This window comes from Amphritea atlantica, assembly GCF_024347255.1.
Taxonomy (GTDB): domain Bacteria; phylum Pseudomonadota; class Gammaproteobacteria; order Pseudomonadales; family Balneatricaceae; genus Amphritea; species Amphritea atlantica.
The window spans coordinates 107,294-129,852 of record NZ_AP025284.1 but is presented as its reverse complement, the minus strand read 5'-3'; the positions used below and the strand labels follow the sequence as shown (position 1 = coordinate 129,852).

Here is a 22,559-nt window from a genome sequence, read left to right as displayed (position 1 = left end):
TTTAATTCATTCCTGTCAGTTCGTCATCCTCGAAATACAGGTACTGACGATCATATTTTCCTGTGCAATACACCCACTGCTCATGAACCCCTGAGGCATAAACTGAACGATTGATATCGCAGGGTTTTCCCCAGGAGCGCTCGGCTTGTTTTTTGGTCATTCCAATGGCAACTTCATGATGCCAGATCATCTTCTTAAAACGCTCTTGCCGCAGGCGTTCTTCCCTTATAGCCTTAGATTTTTCGTTTAGGCGCTTTTGCTCTTCTGCCCAGCGCTGTCGACGCTCTTCTTTATAGTCATCATCGGGGATGTCCCCAGGCTCGAAAGAGTTATCGGGCACCGACGGTATATAGATATCAACCTCGTCAGAAGCACCTTGCGTACAAGGGGTTGATTGATACATCACACGGTCATTGGTCTTACATTTATAGATTTCTGCGTTAACAGGCAGCACCATGCTCATTAACGCTAACATAAATACGATTTTGATCATCGCTGAGACTCCTTTCCTCAAAACAGTTCTGGCTGTATCCGCTTGCGATAGTATGCCTGCTGTTCTTTGATAATTCGATAGACATGTGTCGCGGATATCTTGTACTTGTCTGCCAGTTCGTCTGGCTGAACGCCTCGCTCACTCCAATCCCTATGCAGCTCGACATCACGGATCGCCTTCTTTAACGCATCCAGCTTAGGCAGATAGAAATAGCGGCCACCGCAATATACTGACTGTTCGGCGAGGAGAGTATGGCTGATTTTCTGAGCCTCTGAACCACTATAGCCCAGGCGCTTTAACGATGCGCTGTAGATATCGACAAGTGCAGACAGATCGCGCGGCCACTTCTTTTGCACCTCTTCAGGGATAGCATCCAGATGATCTAATAAATCTTTAGAGAATGAGTCGTCACCCAGGAGGTCTTTCTGCTCTTCACTCATCGCCTGATTCTCTCTGTTTTGCGGCCTGACGCCTGACGTTGATCTCCAGCGCTGCAACCAGCTTGTGCAACTGGTCGGGCGCTAACCATTCAACCTTTTCAACCTTAAACATATGGCGGGCCATGCTGTGGGCGTAGTTCCAGTGCAGGCCGTTATCCGCCAGCAGCGCCTCGACTTTGCTCATCAGTGGGCGACGGCCCGCACCTGGGTTGGGCCGCTGCCCGAATGTTTGCGTTTTATTCTGAAAACCGCATTTTTTCAGATGGCTGATAACACGCCTCAACTCACTGATGGTCATCTTTGCGCAGCTGTTTTTACCAGTCAGGGAAAACAACATCTGCCGATAGGTATCGTCATCCAGACCCAGCTGCTTTTTAGCGATGTGGATCTGGGCCATTGCTGCTTTTCGTGGGTCTTTTGACATGTTCACCAGTCTGTATCCTTTATATCCATGATTGCGCTGCTAACCACCGCCCTGGCACTCCGGCGATTTGTTGTTGCAAGCCCAGCAGGCAGCGCCGGTATATCCGCGCCCTGGCCACTTTCCAGCACCCGTCTCAGGTAGTTGTGATTTGATAACGGCTTAAAATGGCCCAGCTGCTGTTTGGCCCGCATTGATTCCACCGTATGCACCAGCGCGGCCGTCAGGACGTTAGGCTCAGCCAGCTCTAACGCTTCATTTGCCAGGCGCAGGGCACGATCATTGGCGAGATCCCGGCTGGGGGAACGAAACAGCCCGATGTAAGTGACCAGGGCGGTGCCTGTGTTTTTCTCAAGCCGTGCCAGCAAAGCCAGCAGATCGCGCCCCGCTTCATCCTGAACCAGCGATTCAAGACTGAGGCGGCTATGGCAGATGGGGCAGCGGGTTAGTTGCATGTTGCTGACTCGCTCTGAAAACCAACACTCTCTAAACTGAGCCCTTCAACTTTCTTGTACTGTCGAACGAGTGTTGCAGCTGTCGAAAATACAGGCTCATACCATTCCATATGCTCTTCAAGCTTTGGAAACAACCTTTTAGCGTTGCGTTTACCGAGGCTTTTGATTATTTCCGCTCTTTTCTTTGGGCTATACAGTGACTTGGTTCGCTTGTGCCAAAGTACCTCTGTGAGAGGGTCATAGTGGTCACTCGTTTTCCAGCCCCAACCGATGCTTAACGTGCGATCAAAGTAAACGATCAACTCAAATCGACCTTCTTTAACCAGCTCTCGACGCACCAGAATCTTCTTGCCCTGGTAAGAAAAAACCACCTGGCTAAATTAGTTTTTCAGCTCGGTTTGTATGGCCTGCCATTGTTCTTTTGTGATGCTCATATCAATCTCGCTTGCTTATTCACAATCAGAAACAGCCCACGGGCCGCTTTTGATTATGGCCGCCGTAGCGGCCAGTACTTCAGATCGCCTGCCCAGCGTTGCCGCTGACGATATGCTGCTGAAGCGTCAGAATGGCAGACAATGTTGCTGGCAGTTCTTCGACAGATGGTTCCAGCGTAAAGCCGCTCCAACTAACATTCAGACCATCACGACTGAGGCCGATGCGAACACCCTCCGGTAGCTCTTTCATCATCTCTGCAACCGGATCTGCGGTGCGTTCTTGCGTCATCTCTAACGCTTTTGACTGTGGGGCGAGGACGGGGATATCGCTTTCATGAAAAGACATTCTGGCCACAGGTATTTTGGCGGGTTTGCTTTCAACTTCTGAACCATGCACGGGTGCAGCAGGTGTCTGGGGCGTTGATAGCCAGTTATGCTCTCTGGCTTCTTTCAGCCAGGCTTTAATCACTGCATACTGACTGTTAGATTGCAGTTTTACCGCACCTTTAATCTCTAACTGTTCCAGAACATTTTTCAGCTGTGTTTTTGAATCCAGCGCCGGGCAACGTGGCAGCATCGGGGTCAAACCGCAGGGGCCAATCGCATCGAGCGCTAAAACAACCTGCCGTTGTACTGTTGTTAGTTCCATAATGATCTCCGTTAATTTAGGATTTTTTCCTATTCCGCTTTTCTGGTTGCAGCGTTAGGCTGCAGTGGATAGATAAAATAAAGCCGTACCGGCGGTGGCTGACTATGGATGGTCAACACCAATGCCAAGCCCCCTTTGCGATGCAGAGGGGGCTTTTTATTTAGTTCAGGGCATCTTTCAACGACTTCAGCGCTTTAAACTTCGCAACTTTTGCAGCAGGTATTTCGATTGCTGCACCCGTTTGCGGGTTGCGACCGGTGCGCGCTGCGCGCTCACCTGTTGTCAGCTTTCCCAGGGCTGGCAGGGTGACTTCACCACCCGCCTTCAGCTGTTGAGTGGTAATGTCTCCCAGAGCGTTCAGCATTTTTTCAGCCTGTGCTTTAGTGCTATCGGATGCGTTTGCAATGGCGTTGATCAGTTCTGCTTTGTTCATTGAGTTTCCCCTTAGTTGTTAGCTGCTCATCAGTACCCAGCCGCTACGCTGAGTAGACGCCCGAAAGGGCGATAACAGGGACGTCTGCTGCTTTCGTGTTTTTGACGTCTTCGATTAGCTCTGGATATCGACACTCTTTTTGCATCTGCTTAAGCAAGCTGGCTTTCTCCTCCTTAAACGATGTTGAACACACCTCCCAACCAAAACGGGCTTTTAATGAATCAGCGCCAAAGTGTTTCACCTCCCAGGCTTCAACATTGGCGGCTTCAATTTCGCCACGCTGGGGAGCATTACTGTCATAACCGAAAACCTTAGCCATTGATTGCCTCCCGCATTTTCTTAGCCTGACGAAACCTAACCCCCTTTGTGCCATCGTCTTTCAGTGCAACTTCAAACAGCCCAAACCCGTCAATAGCGACTGTATGGCCCTGCGCCAGGTGCTGCAGAATGACGCTGCCCACGGCTTCTATCGCACTTTTCGCCTGCACCGGTGAAAGCCGCGCGCAAAATGCCACGTGGCTGGCCATTTGCTCTGCTGTAACAATGCTCATAACCACCTCCTAGTATTCAGACCCCATCTCATCTTCGATTTCCGTCGCGACACGTTCACCTTCTTCTTCAAAGAAAAGACGGATGTCATCAGGCGACTTGCCTTCGTCCTTTAGTATCTGGCCAATCTCATCAAGCACTATTTGTGTAGAAAGCAGATCCATCACATCCTCCTATAACGCCGCGATATCGAGTGATATCGGTTGATATTGCTCTGACTCTCCGACCCGCTCATACAGTCGCACATAGGTTTTTGAACCCGCGATCTGAATGCTGTCTGCGATCGCGGCCATCGCCTTGCTCCACTCGCTGTCATCGATCTTGATACGGCGAAGCCCTAACACTCGGCCGGTGCTGATGTTGCCCTCTTTGTCGACCTGGAACGCGTGATCGACCAGCACTTTGATCTTGTTATCAGAGCCTTCGGCCCAACGGTGAATGCAGCCATCTATCAATTCTTTAGCTACTTGCAGACGCTCATCGAAGACGATGTATTCACTGATCGCCCGTTGAATCTTGTACTTGCCGTCATAGCTGAGCAGGCTGATGTTGCCTTTTTTACCGCCCATTTTTACGCTGTAACGTTCGGCACTGAGGTCAACGAACGCGCTGATATCGCCCAGAGTGTTTAGCTTGAAGGTAGCCATTGCCTGCTGCAGCTCACGCGCTTTGATGACAATCTCCTGGACCAGGTCGTTGCGGGTGAGATCGATCTCGTCGATCAACTCGATTGGCACCAGACGACCGGCCTGATCTTGCAGATAGCCTTCGGGGATATGTTGTTGCACTGCGTGGTTCATGCGACCTCTCCTTTTTTCATAAAATTGGGGTTTTCCCAGTTCAGCAGCTCACGCCAGTCGCCCTGGTGGAGCTCAACAGCCTCTTTCAGAATGACACTGGTGGTTGTGCCGTTGTCATAACGTTCAGGGTTGATGTTGATGTACTCCTCTTCGATCACCAGCGCGTCTTTATGGTCGGTGGTGTCAGACTTGCCCGGCTTACCCCAAAACGTTAATTGCTGCCGCTCATATGTGGCTGGCAGATTGATAATCAGATAGTTCATGCATATTCCTCCCAGCGGATCTGGCAGTCGGCTACAAACGCAACGCGTTCGGTGCGGCGACGGCCCCCATCGCTGTAATAACGTGTAATGGCGCTTTCGAGCTGTTCGCAAGCACGGCCGGTGCGCACTTTTATTTGCGGTGACGTGGCTTCGATATTGATAGAGCAGACTGTCAGCCCCAGCGCTGCCAGCGTATTGACCGCCAAGTTCACCTTGGCCAGCCGTTCTTTGATAAAAGCGTTTTGCAAATCAACCTGAACATTAGTCATGGCTGTTCTCCCGACTCTCTGGATTACGTGAGCAGCTACGGCAGGCACGATAGAGTGCAATACGCTGCGGGTTGCTACTGATAAACGGCATTTCGCGTTGTTTTTGGCATTCTGCGCTTTCGATCATGCCCAGCACTGGGCATTCGACGGTGGCGCAGTAGGCCATGATTTTCTGCTCCATCCGGGCAATATTGGCCGGATATTTGTTTGCTAGCAGCGTGCTGACAGAAGCCCGATCGATGCCGATGCGGGACGCTGCGGCTTTCTTGCTGCCGGTTTCTTTCACCAGCATGACCAGCACCTGGATAAACTCCGGTGGCTGTTGGCCCCAGCCAGACAGATCTATATTCATTGCAACTCCTCCGGATCTTCCGCGAACATCACCTTATTGAGATTCGGGTCGTACAGGGTTTTAACCCGCTGAACCTGTGGCGCTCGTGGGCCGGTGTTCATGCTTGGCTTAAGACGAATTAGCTCTAGCCGATGCGGCGTACTGGCCCGCACCACCTGCAGATAACCGGCTTTTTTCAGCAGCGACAGGTAGGTTTTCACGTAAGCCAACTTCACATCTAAGCCGCTGGCTGCTACATGGTTTTCAATCTGTCTGGCATCCAGCACATCGAGAATGCGCAGCGTTCGCCACATGGCCTCTGATACCAGGCCCTGTTTTACCGGCTCGCCTTTGCGGGTAAGCCGTGGGGCTTCCAGGCCATCATCCTTTGTCAGCCGATACACCGCTTTTTTCAGATGGCCACGCGTCACTACCTCGACATAACCTCCGGCCTGCAAACACTGAAGATAGGTTTTAACGGTTTCGATCTCGGCATTGGCATGCTGTGCAACCGGCAGAATCTGAAACGCTTCACGCCGAATGCGCAGTTGTTCCCAGATGCGTTGGCGGGCACATTTACCGCCGATCATTTCTAGCTGAGCGGGTTTGCGATGGCCCTGACGTTCAATTTTTGCGCTTGCTGTCATGATGTTCTCCTTAACTTACAAGCGACGCTTTGGGGCTTCACCGGTGTAAAGCGCAGCTTTGCCCCAGACATCACGGGTGACTGACTCCCAGCCGCTGGTCAGCGCGGTGTCTTGTATCATTTCGAGATTGACAACAACCCGGCGAACGCTGCCCCCGGACAACTCGACCAGGTGCGTGAGCATGTCGTCTGCTATGTCCACTTCACCGGCGTATAACGGTACAAGCTTGCGAGCATCGGCGAGGGTGACAGGCTGCGCAGGCACCCAGCTCAAAACTCGGCCGTGAAAGCGTTCCCACTTTTTCAGTTTGTTGGGCAACTCCTCTTCGCCGATCATCAGGATGGGCGACTGGCTGGCCTCGTATAGATCACGAATCAGCTCTACTGCATTCTTTTCAACCAGGTGATCCATCTCATCCACAATCAGCGGTCGGCCGCTCATAGCCAGTTCCTGCGCGGCCTGGTCGAGCATCTGCGGGATCGTTGAGGCTGGACGCATTCCCATCTCTGCCAGAATGGCGGTGAGGGTGTGCCTTTTAGTCCAGACGCTTTTCGCTTGCACGTAGTAAGCCCGGCGGCGGTTTGCCACATAGGTTGCTGCCACTGACTTACCAAAGCCGGATGGCCCGTAGAGGCACACCATGCCCGGCAGGCTACTGGTTCGTTCCATGGCTTTTTCCAGCGCAACATCGCACAGTCCGATGTTGGCAATATCGGCGATTCCGCCGTTGACGTATGCATTCATGCTTGTCATGCTTTTGTTGCTCCTTTTGCTAGTTCGAATGGGCACCGGGATCAGAGGGTGCGAGCCTCTGGTCCCATCTCTTCTTCACGCCGTGCCCAGGCGGTAAACTCTTTGCTGCTGCTATATTTCTTAAACCAGAACTGATGTGCATCCGGTACCGGGCGACCATTTTTGTATGTTTGATACAGTGCAATGCGTTCGTGTGTTGTCATCTCTGCCGGTGAGCGATCCGCTGCTGATACGGTGACGGGTTCCCGCTCTTCGAGTACAGGCTGCATCCGATTGCTGAGCAGATCCGGGGTGATAGCGCCGATGCCGGGTATATACATCGGTTCGTCTTGCTCCAGTGCCGGGCGTCCGCGCAGCTCTGCTTCAACTTCATTAAGCTTCACTTCTAAGCGGCGTTTACGGCCCATGGCTCGCTGCTCCCGGGCGTTATCGATAACACTTTTCGGCATGTAATCGACTTTGTTGGCGTTCCACTCGGCTTTGCAGATGAGCGTCCCGGTTTCGGGTTCATACACCCAAATTGCATCAGGATCATTAATGTCGTAAGCGATATGCACTTGTTCGCCGTGCCACTCAGTCAGTGAGTGGCTGAAGTAGATATTGTTGATAAACTTAATCTCGCAGCGGTTAACGGTGCGCGTTGTACGGGGGCGGAAGATCTGAGCCGCTTCATCACCGGTCAGAAGCATGGGTGACCAGCCGTTATCCTGGTGTTGCTGCCAAAGCTCATCCGGGGTTATGTGGCGACGCTTGCCGCTTGCATCCGTAATCTTTGGCAGACTGCTGTGAGGGCGGGCGTTGTACCAGTTGATGCGCTCATTAACGAGTTCCATAAATGCGCTCCAGCCCATCAGGTGCATTGCTCCGCCGTGTTTTACAGCGGCACGGCTTAGCTTAAATTGGCCCTGCTTGGCTTCCTGATCCATATCTTTACCGATGAATCCCTGTTCCCCTTTGGCAGCATCAACCCATAAGGTTTGGTGAACACGTTCAATCACCCCACGAGCCTGGGAGCTATACGGCAACGAGTGGGTCATTGTGCTGCCGAGCCTGGCCATTACGCCGGTGGCTTTGTCTTTCATCAGGGCGTTGGCATAGCCGCCCCCGTTGTCGACGTAAATCAGTGCCGGTACCGCCTGGGTGCAGGAACTAATCAGGGCATCTAACACAGCGATACTGCTTTCTGCCAGGTCAACTGAAACACCCACCACCCGGCGAGTGGCTATGTCGATAAAGGTGGTGATCTCCGGACGGAAAGGGCGACCATGCCATGGATGCTGCACTTCTCCGTCATGGGTGTGGCCATCGGCGCTGTAGATATCAGCCGGTAGCAGCTGGCTAAAATCACGCCTAACAAAGGGCAGGATGTTTTTCAGCTCACGGGCACCCATCCGGCCTTTCTGCTTCGATACGTTGCCCATTTTCTTAATAAAACGGCGAACTGCATGGATGCTGGGGGGCGTGCCTTCATAATTAGCTGAAAACTGACGATAAGCATGCTCTACGCTGGGTTTTTCAGGGCGCGACCAGCACATCAGGAAGGCGTTGGCCCAGACCGGTGCTTTTAATTCCCGCTTAGATTTTGGGGCAAGGTTTTTAACATCGGTAGCAAACCAGCGCTTAATACTCCGAGGGCTGGGGTATTGCTCAACAGAGCGGCCGCGAGGATCTTTCGCCAGACGCAAAGCCGCATCTAACACAGGATTTATACTCTCTAACTGCCCGGTGCTGGCTTGTGTCAATAAAGTCGTGATAGCGGCTTCTTTGGTGACACCACTCTCACACATGGCGCTAATGGCGTTGATGACTGTGCCCCGTGCATCAGCAGTGCTGCGCTGACGGTGCGTCAGACTGGTTTCTGTCTGCAGGGTCGAGGCCGGTTTAGTAATGACCGTTTTAGATTCATGCAGACGCGGCATCATGACTGCAATCTGCTGCGCTTCTAACGCGTTACGGGCTTCATGAGGCAGGTTGCTGATGTGGTATTCATAGCCGCCACCTTTTCCCATGCGCTGCTGCGCTTCCCAACCTTCACGCTCGGCACGGCGAACGATAGTCGAATGAACAACGTTTAACGCTGATGCTATCTCCTTAGCTGTAAACCATTGCTTCATAATCTTTCCCTATAGCAGCTCAGGCTGCTGATATTTCTCAACATTGCCACGCTGATGCGCCAGGTCTTCGATAAGCACCGCGATAGCATCTATAACGTCTTGCTGCTCGCTCCGGTCTTCGTAGAAATCAAGCAACATAGCTATAACCTTGTTGCTATATGACCCAAGCTCATTCAGTTGACGATGTTCTGCCTTACGGCCTGTTGGCATCTCAACAACGAGCTTATTGGCGCTGCAGGCGAGATACTGAGAAACAAAATCAATTCCACAGGCCATTTCAAACGCTCTGATTTTAATAGCGGGCATCCGACCGGTTCCAAGCCATTTATAGAGCGTGTTGTAACTTGATTCGCACATCAGCTCGGCGATCTGGTCAACGCTTCTGTTATGCTTTTCACGCGCATGATCGACACACAATTCCAGAGCATGTGTAATGCTTCGCGCTCTTAACCGTTTCCAATCTTTACGGGCCATTTGTACTCCCTCGACTAACTCGCCATCCAAACAAAAATACTTTCTGTGTATATCCCTGGCGCTTTTCTGTAACTAAGATGAAAGCGAATCAGGAAAAGCGGATAGGCTTCGCTATATCAGGCTACTTGTTGCTGCGTTGACACCGTGGTGGTGCTAAACTTTGAAACGCCCTTATTCACATAACGCGAAGGCCAGATTGCTTCAGGCTTAGTTCCAAGAAACTCAGCAATGATCTTCTCGACTTTCGGGTAAGGGGCTTTGAAAACGTTGTATAACGTAGTTGGATTTTCATAGCCGTGATGACGGCCAAGCTCTGCCAGGCTTACGCCTTTTTTGCGGATCTCGGCCAGAACATCCTGGCGATGCCAATCCTGATTTGAGTGGGCTTTTTGCTTGCTCATTTTTTTACGCCTTTATTAACCAGTTTTATTTAGCTGTGTGGCTCACTGCTATAAGTAAAACATAACACGCATAAACGTGCATTAGCAATACGTTTTTACGTGCAAAAGTATGTTATTCCGTTCTTTCTGATTGGTTTTTGTGTAACTAATTGATTTTTAAGTGCTATTCAATGTAACGTTTTAACGTCCCATTGTTTGGCTTAATGCAAAAGTTAGCTAGATATAAGGTTTGCAATGAGTACAGGTGAACGATTACAGGTCGCTCGGAACTATTTAAGCTTGTCTCAGGAGGCGATGGCAGAAGCTATAGGCTCGAAAAAACGTGGCTACCAGGATAACGAACGTGATCGCTCAGTTCCTGGAGGAAAGGTTATAGAAGGCTTTGTTAAGCTGGGCATCAATGCCAATTGGCTTTTGACCGGAGAGGGCCCAATGCTTACAGCCGACCTTTCTCCGGAAGAAAAGCCGAGAGAGTGCGCGGTTAGATCATTTGCTGGTGATTACGGTGTAGATGCTGAAAGAGATGTGTACGCGAAGCAAGGCATGCAAAGCATTGAAGATGCCATGCCTATTGTTGATGGCGCATTATCTGAAGCGGGGTTAGGTGTTGATAAACACTGGAGACGGATGATCGCAAGCTGGGTGGCGCAGTACGGTTTTGAAGGGCAGCATATCAAGGACTTGGCGTCACTCATCAGCTCACAGGCAGAACTGGCCAATGAGTTCGCGTTAATCCCTGGCTATAACGTAGAAGTTTCCGCCGGTAGTGGTGCGTTCCCTAACAGCGAACAGCCATCACGCCGTCTGGCGTTTCGCCATAAATGGCTGCGATATAAGGGGTTAAGCGAAAAAGACCTGGTACTGGTTTTCTCGCGTGGTGATAGCATGGAGCCAACCATCAGCGATAACAACACGCTGATGATAGATACCAGCCAACGAGAGCTAAGCGATGGTGCCATCTATGTTATTCGTGTGAACTCGCACCTGGTCGTTAAACGCGTTCAGACACTGCTGAACCGAGATATCATGCTGATAAGCGATAACACCGCCTATCACCCGGAAACGCTGAAGCCCGAGCAACTGAATGACCTGGAAGTGATAGGTAAGGTTGTCTGGATAGGAAAGGACGTTTAATAGCGAAGGATCGCTATTAGCGCCTGTTTTGTCCGCAGTGACAAAAACCTCGCTCAAAAGTGGATTGCTCGAATTCAAAAACCGCAAAACGCAAAATTTCTAACACACTCAATTCTCCCGCGAAGTTTCCCTCAATCCCACGAACCACGGGCATCCCATTAATTCCCATCCATTCCCGCTATATCCCGCTTATATATGCCAATAAGATCACTAGATCACAGATTATTCGTCGCTTCGCTCCTCCCCTTCGGGCCATCGTCAAAGAGCGACGATGTTGTAATGGCCTTCGGCCATCGCTCCGCCTCCGGGCACCACTTCAGGTGTCATTAAAGCCTCGCTACGTAGTGAGGCTTTTTTGTATCTGCAACACCGCAGGGCGGAACACGAACCGGTTCGATTATTCGTCGCTTCGCTCCTCCCCCTTCGGGCCATCGTCAAAGAGCGACGATGTTGAATGCGCAAGCGCATTGATCCGCCTCCGGGCACCACTTATTTTTGATAGAGCCTCGCTCATCTTGCAGGAAGAGAGTTGGGGCTTTTTTATGTCTGGAAGAATGTTCGGGCGTCCTCGAACCTGGTTCGATTATTTGCGTTTTCTGCTTACACCGAGGGCCATCGTCAAAGAACAGCGATGTTGTCATGGCCTTCGGCCATCGCTCCGCCTCCAGGCACCACTTATTTTTGATAGAGCCTCGCTCATCTTGTAGGAAGAAAGTTGGGGCTTTTCGCTTTCTGGAGTGGGGTAAATTTTCATTCCAAGTCATTCATAACTAAATCGGCCCCTTCTTTTTCAAGCAAGTAAAACGAAGTTTACGCCTGACAACGAGCTAGCCGCAAAGCGGCGGTCTGGCCACTGTCCTTACCTCGGTGTTCTCTGTGGTGAGTATTCTCTTGATGCTTTGATTTACCACAGAGGACACAGAGAACACAGAGAACACAGAGATGGTTTATCCCGCTTCTTGTTGATGTTGCTGGCGGTAGTGGCTGGGGGAGAGCCCCAATTCCTTATTAAATAACCGGCGTAATGAACTTTGGCTACTATAACCGACCCTCTCCACGATCTGTTCGATGCTGAGGCTGGTTGTTTCCAATAGCAACTTAGTCTGTTCCAATCTAATGCGCTGATGATAGTCAGACAGGTTCATACCGTTGGCTTTTTTAAACCGGCGTGACAGGGTTCTCAAACTGACCGAATGCATCTTTGCCAACGCTTCCATATTCAGTTTCTGAGAAATGTCTCTTTGTAATTGACTCTCAACCGCCAGAACCAGACTATCCTGATGGTCTGTTTGCTCCTGTATAAACAGATAGGGTGATGCATAGCTTTGAGATGCGTCGATTAACATAGTCTTCGCGGCACTCTGGGCTAGCTGCCTTCCCACTTGCTGCTCGACAATCGTTAGCATAACGCTCAGGTTTGCGGTCATTGAGCCGGTGCAGTATGTACCTTCATTTTTCACAAGTAGCTGATCAGCTCGATGTTTAACTCCGGAATAACGACTACGAAAAAGTCCGCCAAGCCACCAGGCGGTCGTTGCTTCTTTGCCTTCCAACCCCCCGGTTTCAGCCAATAGAAAAACCCCACTGCAATTGGCGGCGATCACTGTTTGCTGCTGCACTCTGCGTTGCAACCAGTGTCTCTCTTTGTCGAGCGATTTGAGGTTTTTAAGTAGCGATTTTGCATCCAAGTGATGAATACCTGGCACCACAATTAAGTCCGCCGGAGGCGCGTTTTCCAGGGAAGAATCCACCATCAAACGCATGCCATTTGAACAGGTCACAGGCTCTCCGGTAAGCGACACCAGCCGACAATTGTACAGATCGCTGTCTTCACCGCGCTGTTGCTTCCATATCGTATTGGTAACATTAAACACATCAAAGGGAGAACACAGACCGGAGGCCTGGCATCCATCAAATGCTAATCCAAGTATTTGGTACATATTGTCCTGATTCGCGCGCTAATTGACAGTTTTATGTCTCATTCTTGTCGATAGTGCCGGGTAGACTAACCTACCAGTTATTTGAAATAAAGCCTGAAGGTGATCAAAAATGAGCCAATTCCCAATAAGCCGCTATCCTGTCCCCGATCTGGACGCTTTACCCGCAGATATTCTTTCTCGTATCTTAGCAGTGCAGGAGAAGGCACGTTTTATTCCCAATGTATTTTTAACCCTCGCCCATCGCCCAGAAGAATTCAGAGCGTTCTTTGCCTATCACGATGCCATTATGGAGCGTGAAGGAAGCACTCTTAGCCCGACTGAAAAAGAGATGATAGTCGTTGCCACCAGCGCTGCGAATGGCTGTCAATACTGCGTTGTGGCACATGGGGCTCTGCTCCGCGTTTTTTCTAAAAAACCCCAGCTAGCCGATCAGATAGCGGTAAACTATCTCCATGCCCCTATCAGCGAAAAGCAAAAAGCTATGCTGGCATTTGCTCTTAAGCTGTCACGGACTCCGGAATTAGTCGCACAATCTGATTATGACCAGCTCAAGAGCCACGGCTATGATGATGAGGATATTCTGGACATGGCAGGCATTACAGCGTTCTTCGGGTTATCAAACAGGATGGCTATCGTTACTAACATGCAGGCCAACAGTGAATTCTACACGATGGCACGAGAGTCAAAATCCTGATCTGCCTTATTAAAAACAAGCACATGGATGTGTTAAAAGAATCTTCCGGGGCAGGCCAACCTTACGCTTACAGCTGTTTGATATAAGCCTCCTGTGAAGCCCGATTAACTGGTCTGCCTAACTCTGTATCTGCATTTTTACGTTTGTTTCTGCTGAATAAAGAAGGAAAAAGGGCACTGGTTTATTTTCTATCGCTTAAGAATATTCATAACTAAATCGGCCCCTTCTCTTTCGAGCAAGTAAAACGAAGTTTTACATCTGGCAACGAGCTAGCCGAGAAGCGGTGGTCTGGCCACTTTCCCTATCTCTGTGCCCTCGGTGTTCTTAGTATGCCCCCTGGGTACTGTGATGAGTTTTCTCTTGAAGCTTTGATCTACCACAGAGATCACGGATAAGGGTTGTCAGCACGTTACCAGTACTTATTCTCAGCTCTGGTTTCTCTCATCTAAGCCCTATAAAACGCCGGAAAAATCGCATTATCGTCTGGATGGTTACCGGGGCTAACCCGCACCTCATCAGGGTTTACGCTGGGGTCGGTGCCGGGTCTGGGGTCCCAGATGGCGTCGTCGCCCAGCCAGCGGGTTGAGAACGCCATCCGGTCCTGGGTGGTTGACTGGTTGCCGGGGGAACCATGCAGCGTCCAGGCGGAGAACAGCAGGGCATCACCGGGTTGCAGATCGAAACCGATGATATCGAAGTTTTTGCGGTCGGCTTCAATATCGGGGCAGGGGATGCCCTCACCGGTGCCGGTCCAGCTATTGGCTTTTTCGCCTGAGGCACCAAAGGCTTCTGGCAGGTAGAAAACATCATCACGATGAGAGCCCCGGACAAACTCCAGGCCACTGCCCGCCACTGTTACCGGGGTCAGTGCCAGCCATATGGAGGCGATCTGTTTACCCCTGAATGGCCAGTAGGGCACGTCCTGATGCCAGGGGGTTGGCGTGGTGGTTTCCGCTTTCTTGATTAGCAGATGGTCAAAATAGAAACGCACGGTCTGGCTCTGCATCGCCTGGGCGGCCAGGCGGGCACAGCCGGACTCTTTTGCGTACTGATACACCAGATCATTGGAACGCCACAGGTAGCGGTCGGTGAACATACGACCTTTCTCTGTGCCAGGATTTCCGTCGTTGCAGAGCTTGCCCGGGTGATCAAGCTGGTACTGGCCAAACGCTGTCAGTTTTTCAACCCACTCAGGGTCAACCGCGTTGCGCAGACAAACAACGCCGTCCTGCTGATACTGGCGGATCTCATCTGCTGTCAAATCTCTCTGGGCCATGCCGGTTTCCTCTTATATTTATTGTTGACCCGACTATAGCGCCATCAATATTATTGATTAAGTCGATAATTTTGATAACTGTTATGGAAAAATTTGATTACAGTACGCTGAGTTTCAAAAGCCTCAGGACACTCAAGCTAATCTATGAGCAGGGTTCCCTGACGGCAGCAGCGATTGAACTGGGACAGAATCAACCTGCCGTCAGTTATACCCTGGAGCAGATGCGTGAAGCACTGCACGACCCTCTGTTTGTGCGTTCAGGCCGGGGCGTTTCACCAACCCGTCGCTGCCACCAGATCATGCCGGAGATTGAGAACCTGCTTCGGGGGATGTCAGAACTACTCCAGCCAGAGGAGTTTGAGCCCGCCAATGCCGATCTGGATGTCACGCTCTCCTGCAACCAGTATGAACTGCAGGTGATCGTTCCGGAACTGGTACAAAGAATAAGCAGGCTAGCGCCCAATATCCGCATGATATTTATCCAGTCACACCTCAGTGGCCATCAACAGCTGCAGCGCGGTCAGTGTGATCTGCTGCTGTCACCCGTGCTGCAGGATTATGAAGCACTCTATCAACGCGCGCTGTTTCAGGATCGCTATGTGTGCCTGATGTCTGCAGAACATCCGTTAGCCCGACGGCAGATCAGCCTCGAAGAGTATATCCAGGCCCGACATTTAGAGGTTCGTTACGAAGGTGGCTGGAAGCCTCTCTACCTGAATACCCCGGAACTTCAGGGGGTGAATCTGAATGTCGGACTGCGTCTGCCCAGTGTCTCCAGCTTTATTCCGACCATTGCCAATACCGGTCTGATCATGACGTTGCCTGAACGTTTAGCACGACTGATTGGTGGGCCGATGCAGATTAAAGATCCCCCTTTCAGTTGCCGCTTCGAGCTGAACCTTTACTGGAACAAGATCACCCACCACTCGAAGGCTCATCAGTGGATACGAGAGCAGATTATCAATACCTGTACCAGGCTGGATACCACAGAATAAGCAGAAAGGGATAGGGATAGACGACAGGGCTGTTTGTTCAACGACTGGAACAGATGCCTGACCGCTCTAAGAGCGGGCTATTTTATAACGGGGTCCGGGTTACTCATCAGACTAAGCATCTCCGGCCACGGCAGCGGCCGGGATAGAAAATACCCCTGTACCCAGTCACAGCCTATCTGTTGCAGATAATCCAGTTGCTCTTGTGTTTCCACCCCTTCAGCAACCACCCGCAACTCATATAGCTCGGCCAGTTCCTCAATAATCCTGACCATTTTATGCCGCGCAACATTAGCTGAAAACAGATCATTCACAAATGACCGGTCAATTTTAAGACAGTCCGCAGGGTAGTTTATTAACTGCCTGAAAGCGGTAAAGCCGGTACCAAAATCATCCAGTGCCAGTGAGATACCCAGCGCTCTGAGCTCATTGAGTATCGTCCGGCTCTTATTGTCGTCTACAACAAAGGCGGTTTCAGTAATTTCAAACTCAACAGAAGAGGGAGTCACGCCATAGGTATTGAAGAGCGCTTTCACCTGCGCCGGGAACAGTTCATTATGCAGCTCTACGCCGGAGATATTGATGCAGAGTTTGCCACTGAAACCAGTTGCGGACTGAAGCTCTACCAGCCGTTCCAGGGCATTACTGATCACCCATAGATCGATCTCTTTGATCAGACTGGTTTTCTCCGCAATCTGGATAAAACGATCCGGGCCAATACCATCGGATTGCAGGTTTTCTGCCCGCAACAACACTTCAAGCCCGACGATCTCAAGCGTCTGGCAATCATACATCGGCATAAAGACCAGGGAGAAGAAGTTGTGCTTCAACGCGACTCTCAAAGCACTCTCAATCCGGTCCTGATCGCGCAACTCCCCGGCCAGTGCATCAGAATAATATTCAAAGCGGTTCCGGCCGTTGCCTTTGGCCTGATACATCGCCAGATCTGCACGATGGATCAGTTCTGAGGCGGTTTCGGCATGTTGCGGATAGAGGGCGATGCCGATACTGGCATACACCGAATGACTAATCCCCTGCACGGGCAGTCCCTCTTCAAATAGCTGCAGAATACGCTCAGCCACCTCCCGGGTTCGGTTGATGAGGTGCGGGCCATTTACCACGACCACAAACTCATCTCCCGCCATCCGTCCCAGTTCAAGCTGAAAAGATGGATTCAGTTCCTCCGCCAGTTGTCTGAGCCGGGCACTAAAGGTGCCTAAGAGTTGATCACCCATATCATGGCCATAGTTATCATTGACCTTTTTAAAATTATCCAGGTCGATATAAAGCAGGCCGACATGCCGATCGGGCGCTTTGCTGCTATGTAGTAATGATTCAAGCCGATCCTTTATATTCCAGCGGTTTGGCAGGCCCGTCAGGGTGTCAAAAAAGGCCATTTTGTGCATATCCGCATCATGCATCGCAATCAGCATCGCTTGTGCACGCTCCTCTGAATGCAACGTTGCCAGACAGATCAGATAGAGCGCGGCCAGGGTAAACTCAATACGTATCGCTTCGGTCGACGAATAACTTGCCAGTAAAAGTCCCGAAAAGGGGGTTAGCAGAAGCACACCGCAGATAATCAGAAAACAGCCGTACAGCAACACCGCCGTTCTGAAGCGGTTGATGAAGATGTTGATCGCCAGCAGCGGATAGACCCAGAAGATTCCGGTATTTTCCCGTCCACCGGTTATCAGCAAGGTCAGCGACAACACCACGCAAAGACTGTTGATTGCGATAATTCCAAAGCGGATATTGTCATGCCGATGCAGCTGATACAGGGCAACATAACCCAGGCTCATACACCCCAGCAGGATAGTCCCCAGCAGATACATATGATCAATAATCGTCAACGAACCAAACACCAGCAGGAAAGAGGTGCCTATCACCAGCAGTAGTTTGCATAACAGAATATATCGACTATTCCGGACAGACCGGAGTTCATCGCTGCTTTTGGTGCTATGTATCATCAGGCTCCGTATCTCTTCTATTGATTCTGAATGAGTGCGTTGACTCCGTTTTTGGTAAGCTCATCCCAGACAATGACGACTCTCTGCTGACGCAATACAGAAAGCGGGCAACTATATCGGAAGCTTATACAAAAAACAGTCATCGTTTACACCAGACTCACCCATTATGGGGAACCATAAAGAACCCGGGCGAAGCACAACAGGGCATTACCCGGCAGGAGATCAAAACCAGTTTTAGCGGCCGGCTCCGATATCAAGACAGCGTCACCCAACCGGATAAAACACCGGAATCAGGAAGCTCAGCGATAACCACATGATGATGGTGAGCGGGATACCGACCTTCAAAAAGTCATTAAAGCTGTATCCCCCAACGGTCATCACCAGCAGATTAGTCTTATAAGCCATCGGTGTGGCATAGCTCATATTAGCCCCAAACAACACAGCCAGCACAAAAGGCTCGACCGGCATGCCAAGCTGATTGGCTATGCCTATCGCTATCGGTGTGCCGATCACGGCGGCAGCATTGTTTGAGACGATATTGGTCATTATCGCCATCAACAACATCAGGCCGCTTAACTGCATGGTCACCGACAGATCCGCCGTCAGATAGACAAAGCCTGCGGCCATCGCATCGGCGGCCCCGGTTTCAAGCATCGCAAAACCCAGCGCTAATGATGCGGCAACAATCAGGATAATCTGGGCATTAACGGCTTCAGCCATATCTTTCCAGCCGAGGCAGTTTGTCAGTGCCAGTAGCAATACGCCGCAGACGGCACTGATGGCGATAGGGAGAAGTCCCAGCGCTGAAATAGCCACCACAGCGATCATAATCATCAACGCCAGGGGGGCTTTTTCAGAGTGGGGAATATGAGATGTAGCGTCGAGTACTAATATCTTGCCTTGCTGTTTAAGCTCTGCGATGGTTTCGCTGGCGCCTTGCACCAGCAGTACGTCCCCCAGCTGTAGCTGTGTATTGTCTATATCCGCAACGGCCTGACGGCTCTGTGGACCGACACGATGCAACGCCAGAACAACCAGTTGATATCTGTCAGCAAAACGCGTTTTTGAAACCGACGTGTTGAGTAGCGGTGACCCCTGGGCAATGATAATTTCAGCTAACTGTTGCCCCTCTGCCTGCAAAGGGTGATCCTCGTCTATTTTTGTCTCACTGCCATACAGGTCGGCATCTAACAGCTGTTCATAGGCTTTCAGGTTTTCAGGCGTGTCACTGACTAACAACTGATCCCCCGGTTTCAAAGTCAGTTGCCGGGAAGCAACGGTCAGCGCATCGCTGCCCGCCCTTCTGACATATTTAATGCTAACCCGCTTATCGGTCTGTTCAATCACCTCTTCGACCGTTTTACCATCGGAAAAGCCATCCTCATTGATATGCAGTGCAGCAGAAAAAATTCGTGGCGACGCATCCCCCAGCTCGGACGCCCTCTCAGGTAAAATTCTGGGTGCCACCAGCCATAAATAGATAATTGCCAACAGGCTGCTGAGCGCCACCGGCCCGATAAACTCAAACATGGAGAAGGGGGCCATCCCCATACTGACGGCCACCGACACCACCAGCAGATTAGTCGATGTGCCGATGGTGGTTCCCATGCCGCCGATCAGGGTGGCGAAGCCCATCGGCATCAGAATACCTGAAGCCGATGTTTTGGTCTGCAACGAGACACTGATAAGGATGGGCAACAGTAAGATAACAATGGGGACATTATTCACAAAGGCACTCAGTGCCGCACCCACAATCAGCGTCAGCAAAAAGGACAGCTTCGGCGACACCTGCCATAAACGGGTAAGCGCCCTGCCAACTGGCTCAAGTGCGCCAGTCCGGGCCAGTGCGTGGCCAATGATCATCAGCGCAGTCACCGCAATCAGTGCTTCATGGCCAAACCCGGAAAAAAAGTCGACCGCATGAATGGTTTTACCATCAGCGGTATAGGGAAAGAGCTGAAAACCGGTTGCCAGCGCGGCCAGGACAAATAAACTGGAGGATTCCAGCGGTAACCAGTCCCGCGTGAACAGAAACAGAGCCAGAGCTGTGAGCAATAAAACAGCAATGGCATGCGTATTCAATACTATTTCGGCGGGCATCATTATCTGCACTACTCAGTCGGTGAAGGCGTCTGAACCAGTTTAGCAAAGCTAGCCTGATAAAAGACTACGCATGACAATAAAGATTGCGGATCAAAGGGTTATCAGGAGCATATCAGCATTAAGAGCCCCCAACACGGTTAACTCAACCTTCCCATCATATCGGCTTTGCGTGCCACCATTTTCTCAGCCAGTTTATGGCTACCACCACTGTTGATAATCACCTGACGTATCTGTTCGTTGGGGATCAGGGCGACGACCCTGATCGCCTGTTTTACCTCGTCCTCTGTCATATCGGCGAAGAGTTTAAGGGCATGGGGATTGCCTCTGTCCCGTCGTAATACAGTGAGTTCTTCCACCTGAAGACCAAAGGCTTTGCCTTTAGGGTCTCCATGGGCGCGAAAGGCCAGTGCGCCGCCAACGTCCAGAGTGAGAACTTTGCCATTTTTCACCCCCTGATTATCACCATCGAAACCCGCAGCATCCCAGTTTGCGGTCCAGGCATGTACCCCGAACCATTGCTGAGCCTGTTTACGTTCGCTCTCGCTAAAGTGGGCGATATGCTTTTTATCAAGGGCTAACCATTCGGTGACGATCTGACAGGGATCGACACTGTTGTGATAGGTCAGGGTTGGCGCTCCGGCCAGTTGATAGAGTCTTGCGGCGATCAATTCATTGCGGGCATGCATCGGGGATTCAAGCGATTTCACATAGTAGCGCTGGCCGTTGTGATCCTGAAAGATTCCGGCAGGGTTGCTGCCGATCTGACCGGCGACCCGCTGCATTTTCTGAGTATCAATCACACTGCACCCGGCATGCATCACAGCTCATCGGAAATAGCCTGAGTTTGCCGCACAAGAGTCAGTTGCGAGGGTGTTTCTATGGCACCTTTTCGCGCCCGGCGCACCGTTTTAATCGCCACTTTAGGGTTCATACCCAACTCAACCAGCAACCGGGCAGCGATCATCCCTGCCCTGCCAAGCCCGCCCTTACAGTGCACCAGAATATCTTCGCCATGACGCAGCCTGTTGCGGATATCCCGCCCCTGAGTGACCCACTGCTGCTCAAACATCTCATTGGGAACCGAGTAATCCTCTATCGGCAGATGTAGCCAGCCGATCCCTCTGCGCTGGGTGGCGACCCCAAGATCAGGGACTTTCAGTTGTCTGAGCTCAAAGGCTTCCACCAGAGAGATAACCAGCTTTGCCCCCCAGTCAGCGATCACGTCAAGATCGGTATCCAGATCCCTGGCCCAGGCACCAGTAATCGCAAAAGGGTCATGTTTACCCGGACAGAAGGTGATGCCGATGCGGCCAAAAGAGTCAGCCGCACGAACCTCGGCTATCTGCAGGGGATGGGACTCACTGGTTCTTGTTACCATTGTCTCTCCAGTAGTTTACTCGGCACCTGATAGAGCACCGGTTCAGACTTGTGCGACAAATTGTCAGAAAAGTAACGTTGTTTACCTTCCAGTATCGTTATGTTTTCCACCGCACATCTGCCTTTAATACACAACTCAGATCTCTTCCAGACACCGTCACATATAGGCTCAGGAGCATTCAGGGCCAGCCTGTTGAAGCAGCAGCCCTGTTAATGACGGGAAGGATAGGAGAGGATCTGCAAGAAGTGTGCAAGCTTTGTTCTTTGGGAGGCAGAGTTAATGAGCAGCACAAATGGACATCAACGATGGGGCAGGCGCTTTACATTTGCAGGCACCAGAGGGCAAATAACGGCGTCTCCACAGACCTCATCGAATGAACAATATCCGCGGGATTATAGACAAGGCCGCCATGGCCCGGCGACCACCAGGGGTTATCATTTTGTCGCCAGAGACCTTCGCTCAGAACAATATAGAGCTCTTCAGGTGGATGCTGGTGATCCGGATAGGTTATCCCGGGTCGCATCAGGGTAACGCCAACCACCAGATCATCCCGCCGTTCCAGCCCCCGGGGGCCGATAATCTCAGCGTTTGCATGACCGATCATAAAGTCAGGCATATCGGGGGCCGGCCTTTTGTACCATGCCAGATAGTCTGCGATATTGAAGAAAGACCCGACCAGCGGATGCACTTCTGCGGGCAGAGATTGATAGCTGCTTTTCACCTGCAACAGGATGTCACTCAAAGGGTTGGCCTGCACCATTCGCGGGGATAGCTCGCCTTGCCGTTCAAGGCGCTGACTCATCGCTGTTACCATGCTGCGGGCCTCTGACGATAATCCATCAGCGTCGTTTAGTGTTCTGAGCAACTGCACCCGGAAATCATCATATCGAATATCCATAAAGTACCTTTAAAACTTACTTATCGCCTGATGCTTGCAGCTTTTTGATATAGGCCTCCATAGACGCCAGATTAAGCTGATCAACCTGGCTCTGAATCTGAAACTTAACGTTCGCCTTTGCCTCTGCGGAATAGAGGCGATAGAGGACAACGTTAACCCCCAGAGATAACACAAACAGCAGAGCAATAACGATCATCGCATCCAGATGTAACTCAAACTTTTTCAACGCTCAATTCCTCTGTGGAGAA

At 51.1% G+C, this 22,559-nt stretch carries 29 protein-coding genes and 1 other RNA gene; 3 read left to right on the top strand and 27 right to left on the bottom strand.

The features are described 5' to 3' along the window. Position 1 precedes the first annotated feature (1 nt). The 19 genes from OCU43_RS00635 to OCU43_RS00545 form a co-directional block, all read right to left on the bottom strand. Entirely contained in the window at positions 2-493 is a 492-nt protein-coding gene (locus tag OCU43_RS00635; protein WP_091354498.1) for a DUF4124 domain-containing protein, read from the bottom strand. A gap of 17 nt (positions 494-510) precedes the next feature. Beyond that, positions 511-933: a Mor transcription activator family protein gene (locus OCU43_RS00630; protein ID WP_091354494.1), complete on the bottom strand. Its 423-nt coding sequence runs from the start codon at positions 931-933 to the stop codon at positions 511-513. Continuing rightward, the gene (locus tag OCU43_RS00625) at positions 926-1,357 is read right to left on the bottom strand and encodes a gp16 family protein (protein WP_091354491.1); all 432 of its coding nucleotides are present in this window, start codon (positions 1,355-1,357) and stop codon (positions 926-928) included. Before OCU43_RS00625 ends, OCU43_RS00630 begins: the two co-directional genes overlap by 8 nt. A gap of 2 nt (positions 1,358-1,359) precedes the next feature. Beyond that, on the bottom strand, positions 1,360-1,809 hold the full coding sequence (locus tag OCU43_RS00620) for an HI_1489 N-terminal domain-containing protein (protein ID WP_091354489.1): 450 nt from the start codon (positions 1,807-1,809) through the stop codon (positions 1,360-1,362). Next, positions 1,800-2,147, bottom strand: a complete 348-nt coding sequence (locus OCU43_RS00615; RefSeq protein WP_139203132.1) for a hypothetical protein — start codon at positions 2,145-2,147, stop codon at positions 1,800-1,802. Before OCU43_RS00615 ends, OCU43_RS00620 begins: the two co-directional genes overlap by 10 nt. Positions 2,148-2,322: 175 nt before the next feature. After that, positions 2,323-2,892, bottom strand: a complete 570-nt coding sequence (locus OCU43_RS22330) for a hypothetical protein (protein ID WP_091354484.1) — start codon at positions 2,890-2,892, stop codon at positions 2,323-2,325. 160 nt (positions 2,893-3,052) lie between these two features. Continuing rightward, on the bottom strand, positions 3,053-3,325 hold the full coding sequence (locus OCU43_RS00605; protein ID WP_091354482.1) for an HU family DNA-binding protein: 273 nt from the start codon (positions 3,323-3,325) through the stop codon (positions 3,053-3,055). Positions 3,326-3,341: 16 nt separating this feature from the next. Continuing rightward, an RNA gene (locus OCU43_RS00600) (hammerhead ribozyme type II) lies at positions 3,342-3,414 on the bottom strand. A gap of 222 nt (positions 3,415-3,636) precedes the next feature. Next, the gene (locus OCU43_RS00595) at positions 3,637-3,876 is read right to left on the bottom strand and encodes an HU family DNA-binding protein (RefSeq protein WP_091354480.1); all 240 of its coding nucleotides are present in this window, start codon (positions 3,874-3,876) and stop codon (positions 3,637-3,639) included. Positions 3,877-3,885: 9 nt separating this feature from the next. Beyond that, positions 3,886-4,038 carry a hypothetical protein gene (locus tag OCU43_RS00590; protein WP_175483439.1) on the bottom strand — a complete coding sequence of 51 codons (153 nt, stop codon included), beginning with the start codon at positions 4,036-4,038 and terminating at the stop codon, positions 3,886-3,888. Positions 4,039-4,047: 9 nt separating this feature from the next. Next, positions 4,048-4,674, bottom strand: a complete 627-nt coding sequence (locus tag OCU43_RS00585) for a DUF3164 family protein (RefSeq protein WP_091354478.1) — start codon at positions 4,672-4,674, stop codon at positions 4,048-4,050. Next, positions 4,671-4,937 (bottom strand): hypothetical protein, encoded by a 267-nt coding sequence (locus OCU43_RS00580; RefSeq protein ID WP_091354475.1) that lies wholly within the window; start codon positions 4,935-4,937, stop codon positions 4,671-4,673. Before OCU43_RS00580 ends, OCU43_RS00585 begins: the two co-directional genes overlap by 4 nt. Further along, positions 4,934-5,206 (bottom strand): Kil protein family, encoded by a 273-nt coding sequence (locus OCU43_RS00575; RefSeq protein ID WP_091354472.1) that lies wholly within the window; start codon positions 5,204-5,206, stop codon positions 4,934-4,936. The genes OCU43_RS00580 and OCU43_RS00575 overlap by 4 nt, the downstream gene beginning before the upstream one ends. Further along, on the bottom strand, positions 5,199-5,558 hold the full coding sequence (locus tag OCU43_RS00570) for a hypothetical protein (RefSeq protein WP_091354469.1): 360 nt from the start codon (positions 5,556-5,558) through the stop codon (positions 5,199-5,201). Before OCU43_RS00570 ends, OCU43_RS00575 begins: the two co-directional genes overlap by 8 nt. Further along, on the bottom strand, positions 5,555-6,184 hold the full coding sequence (locus OCU43_RS00565; protein WP_091354466.1) for a hypothetical protein: 630 nt from the start codon (positions 6,182-6,184) through the stop codon (positions 5,555-5,557). The genes OCU43_RS00570 and OCU43_RS00565 overlap by 4 nt, the downstream gene beginning before the upstream one ends. A 15-nt stretch (positions 6,185-6,199) precedes the next feature. After that, positions 6,200-6,937 (bottom strand): AAA family ATPase, encoded by a 738-nt coding sequence (locus OCU43_RS00560; protein WP_091354463.1) that lies wholly within the window; start codon positions 6,935-6,937, stop codon positions 6,200-6,202. A gap of 41 nt (positions 6,938-6,978) precedes the next feature. Further along, on the bottom strand, positions 6,979-9,051 hold the full coding sequence (locus OCU43_RS00555; protein WP_091354459.1) for a Mu transposase C-terminal domain-containing protein: 2,073 nt from the start codon (positions 9,049-9,051) through the stop codon (positions 6,979-6,981). 9 nt (positions 9,052-9,060) lie between these two features. Beyond that, a complete protein-coding gene (locus OCU43_RS00550) occupies positions 9,061-9,525 on the bottom strand; it encodes a hypothetical protein (protein WP_091354456.1) in 465 nt (154 codons plus the stop codon). A 116-nt stretch (positions 9,526-9,641) separates the two neighbouring features. Beyond that, entirely contained in the window at positions 9,642-9,926 is a 285-nt protein-coding gene (locus OCU43_RS00545; protein WP_091354452.1) for a helix-turn-helix domain-containing protein, read from the bottom strand. Positions 9,927-10,160: 234 nt separating this feature from the next. On the opposite strand from OCU43_RS00545, the gene OCU43_RS00540 reads away from it, so the two are divergent. After that, complete coding sequence (locus tag OCU43_RS00540) at positions 10,161-11,060, top strand: XRE family transcriptional regulator (protein WP_245756498.1); 900 nt, start codon at positions 10,161-10,163, stop codon at positions 11,058-11,060. Positions 11,061-12,007: 947 nt separating this feature from the next. On the opposite strand, the gene OCU43_RS00535 is transcribed toward OCU43_RS00540, so the two are convergent. Further along, positions 12,008-13,000 carry a GlxA family transcriptional regulator gene (locus tag OCU43_RS00535; RefSeq protein WP_091354445.1) on the bottom strand — a complete coding sequence of 331 codons (993 nt, stop codon included), beginning with the start codon at positions 12,998-13,000 and terminating at the stop codon, positions 12,008-12,010. A 109-nt stretch (positions 13,001-13,109) separates the two neighbouring features. Here OCU43_RS00535 and OCU43_RS00530 point away from each other — a divergent pair, with 109 nt between their 5' ends. Then, a complete protein-coding gene (locus OCU43_RS00530; RefSeq protein WP_091354441.1) occupies positions 13,110-13,694 on the top strand; it encodes a peroxidase-related enzyme in 585 nt (194 codons plus the stop codon). A gap of 445 nt (positions 13,695-14,139) precedes the next feature. Here the strand turns inward: OCU43_RS00530 and OCU43_RS00525 are convergent, their stop codons facing one another. Continuing rightward, entirely contained in the window at positions 14,140-14,970 is an 831-nt protein-coding gene (locus tag OCU43_RS00525; RefSeq protein ID WP_091354438.1) for a phytanoyl-CoA dioxygenase family protein, read from the bottom strand. A gap of 83 nt (positions 14,971-15,053) precedes the next feature. Between OCU43_RS00525 and OCU43_RS00520 the strand changes: the two genes are divergently transcribed. Beyond that, positions 15,054-15,965: a LysR family transcriptional regulator gene (locus OCU43_RS00520; RefSeq protein WP_091354436.1), complete on the top strand. Its 912-nt coding sequence runs from the start codon at positions 15,054-15,056 to the stop codon at positions 15,963-15,965. Between the two features lie 77 nt (positions 15,966-16,042). Here OCU43_RS00520 and OCU43_RS00515 read toward each other — a convergent pair whose 3' ends face one another. From OCU43_RS00515 to OCU43_RS00490, 6 genes are all read right to left on the bottom strand, one after another. Continuing rightward, positions 16,043-17,932: a putative bifunctional diguanylate cyclase/phosphodiesterase gene (locus OCU43_RS00515; protein WP_091354434.1), complete on the bottom strand. Its 1,890-nt coding sequence runs from the start codon at positions 17,930-17,932 to the stop codon at positions 16,043-16,045. Positions 17,933-18,196: 264 nt separating this feature from the next. Next, complete coding sequence (locus OCU43_RS00510) at positions 18,197-20,035, bottom strand: SLC13 family permease (RefSeq protein WP_175483438.1); 1,839 nt, start codon at positions 20,033-20,035, stop codon at positions 18,197-18,199. 137 nt (positions 20,036-20,172) lie between these two features. Then, the gene (locus tag OCU43_RS00505) at positions 20,173-20,835 is read right to left on the bottom strand and encodes a hypothetical protein (RefSeq protein WP_217647392.1); all 663 of its coding nucleotides are present in this window, start codon (positions 20,833-20,835) and stop codon (positions 20,173-20,175) included. A gap of 17 nt (positions 20,836-20,852) precedes the next feature. After that, entirely contained in the window at positions 20,853-21,413 is a 561-nt protein-coding gene (locus tag OCU43_RS00500) for a cyclin-dependent kinase inhibitor 3 family protein (protein WP_091354429.1), read from the bottom strand. 319 nt (positions 21,414-21,732) lie between these two features. Beyond that, positions 21,733-22,311, bottom strand: a complete 579-nt coding sequence (locus OCU43_RS00495) for a dimethylsulfonioproprionate lyase family protein (RefSeq protein ID WP_091354427.1) — start codon at positions 22,309-22,311, stop codon at positions 21,733-21,735. Between the two features lie 16 nt (positions 22,312-22,327). Then, positions 22,328-22,537 carry a hypothetical protein gene (locus OCU43_RS00490; RefSeq protein ID WP_091354424.1) on the bottom strand — a complete coding sequence of 70 codons (210 nt, stop codon included), beginning with the start codon at positions 22,535-22,537 and terminating at the stop codon, positions 22,328-22,330. Positions 22,538-22,559 lie beyond the last annotated feature (22 nt).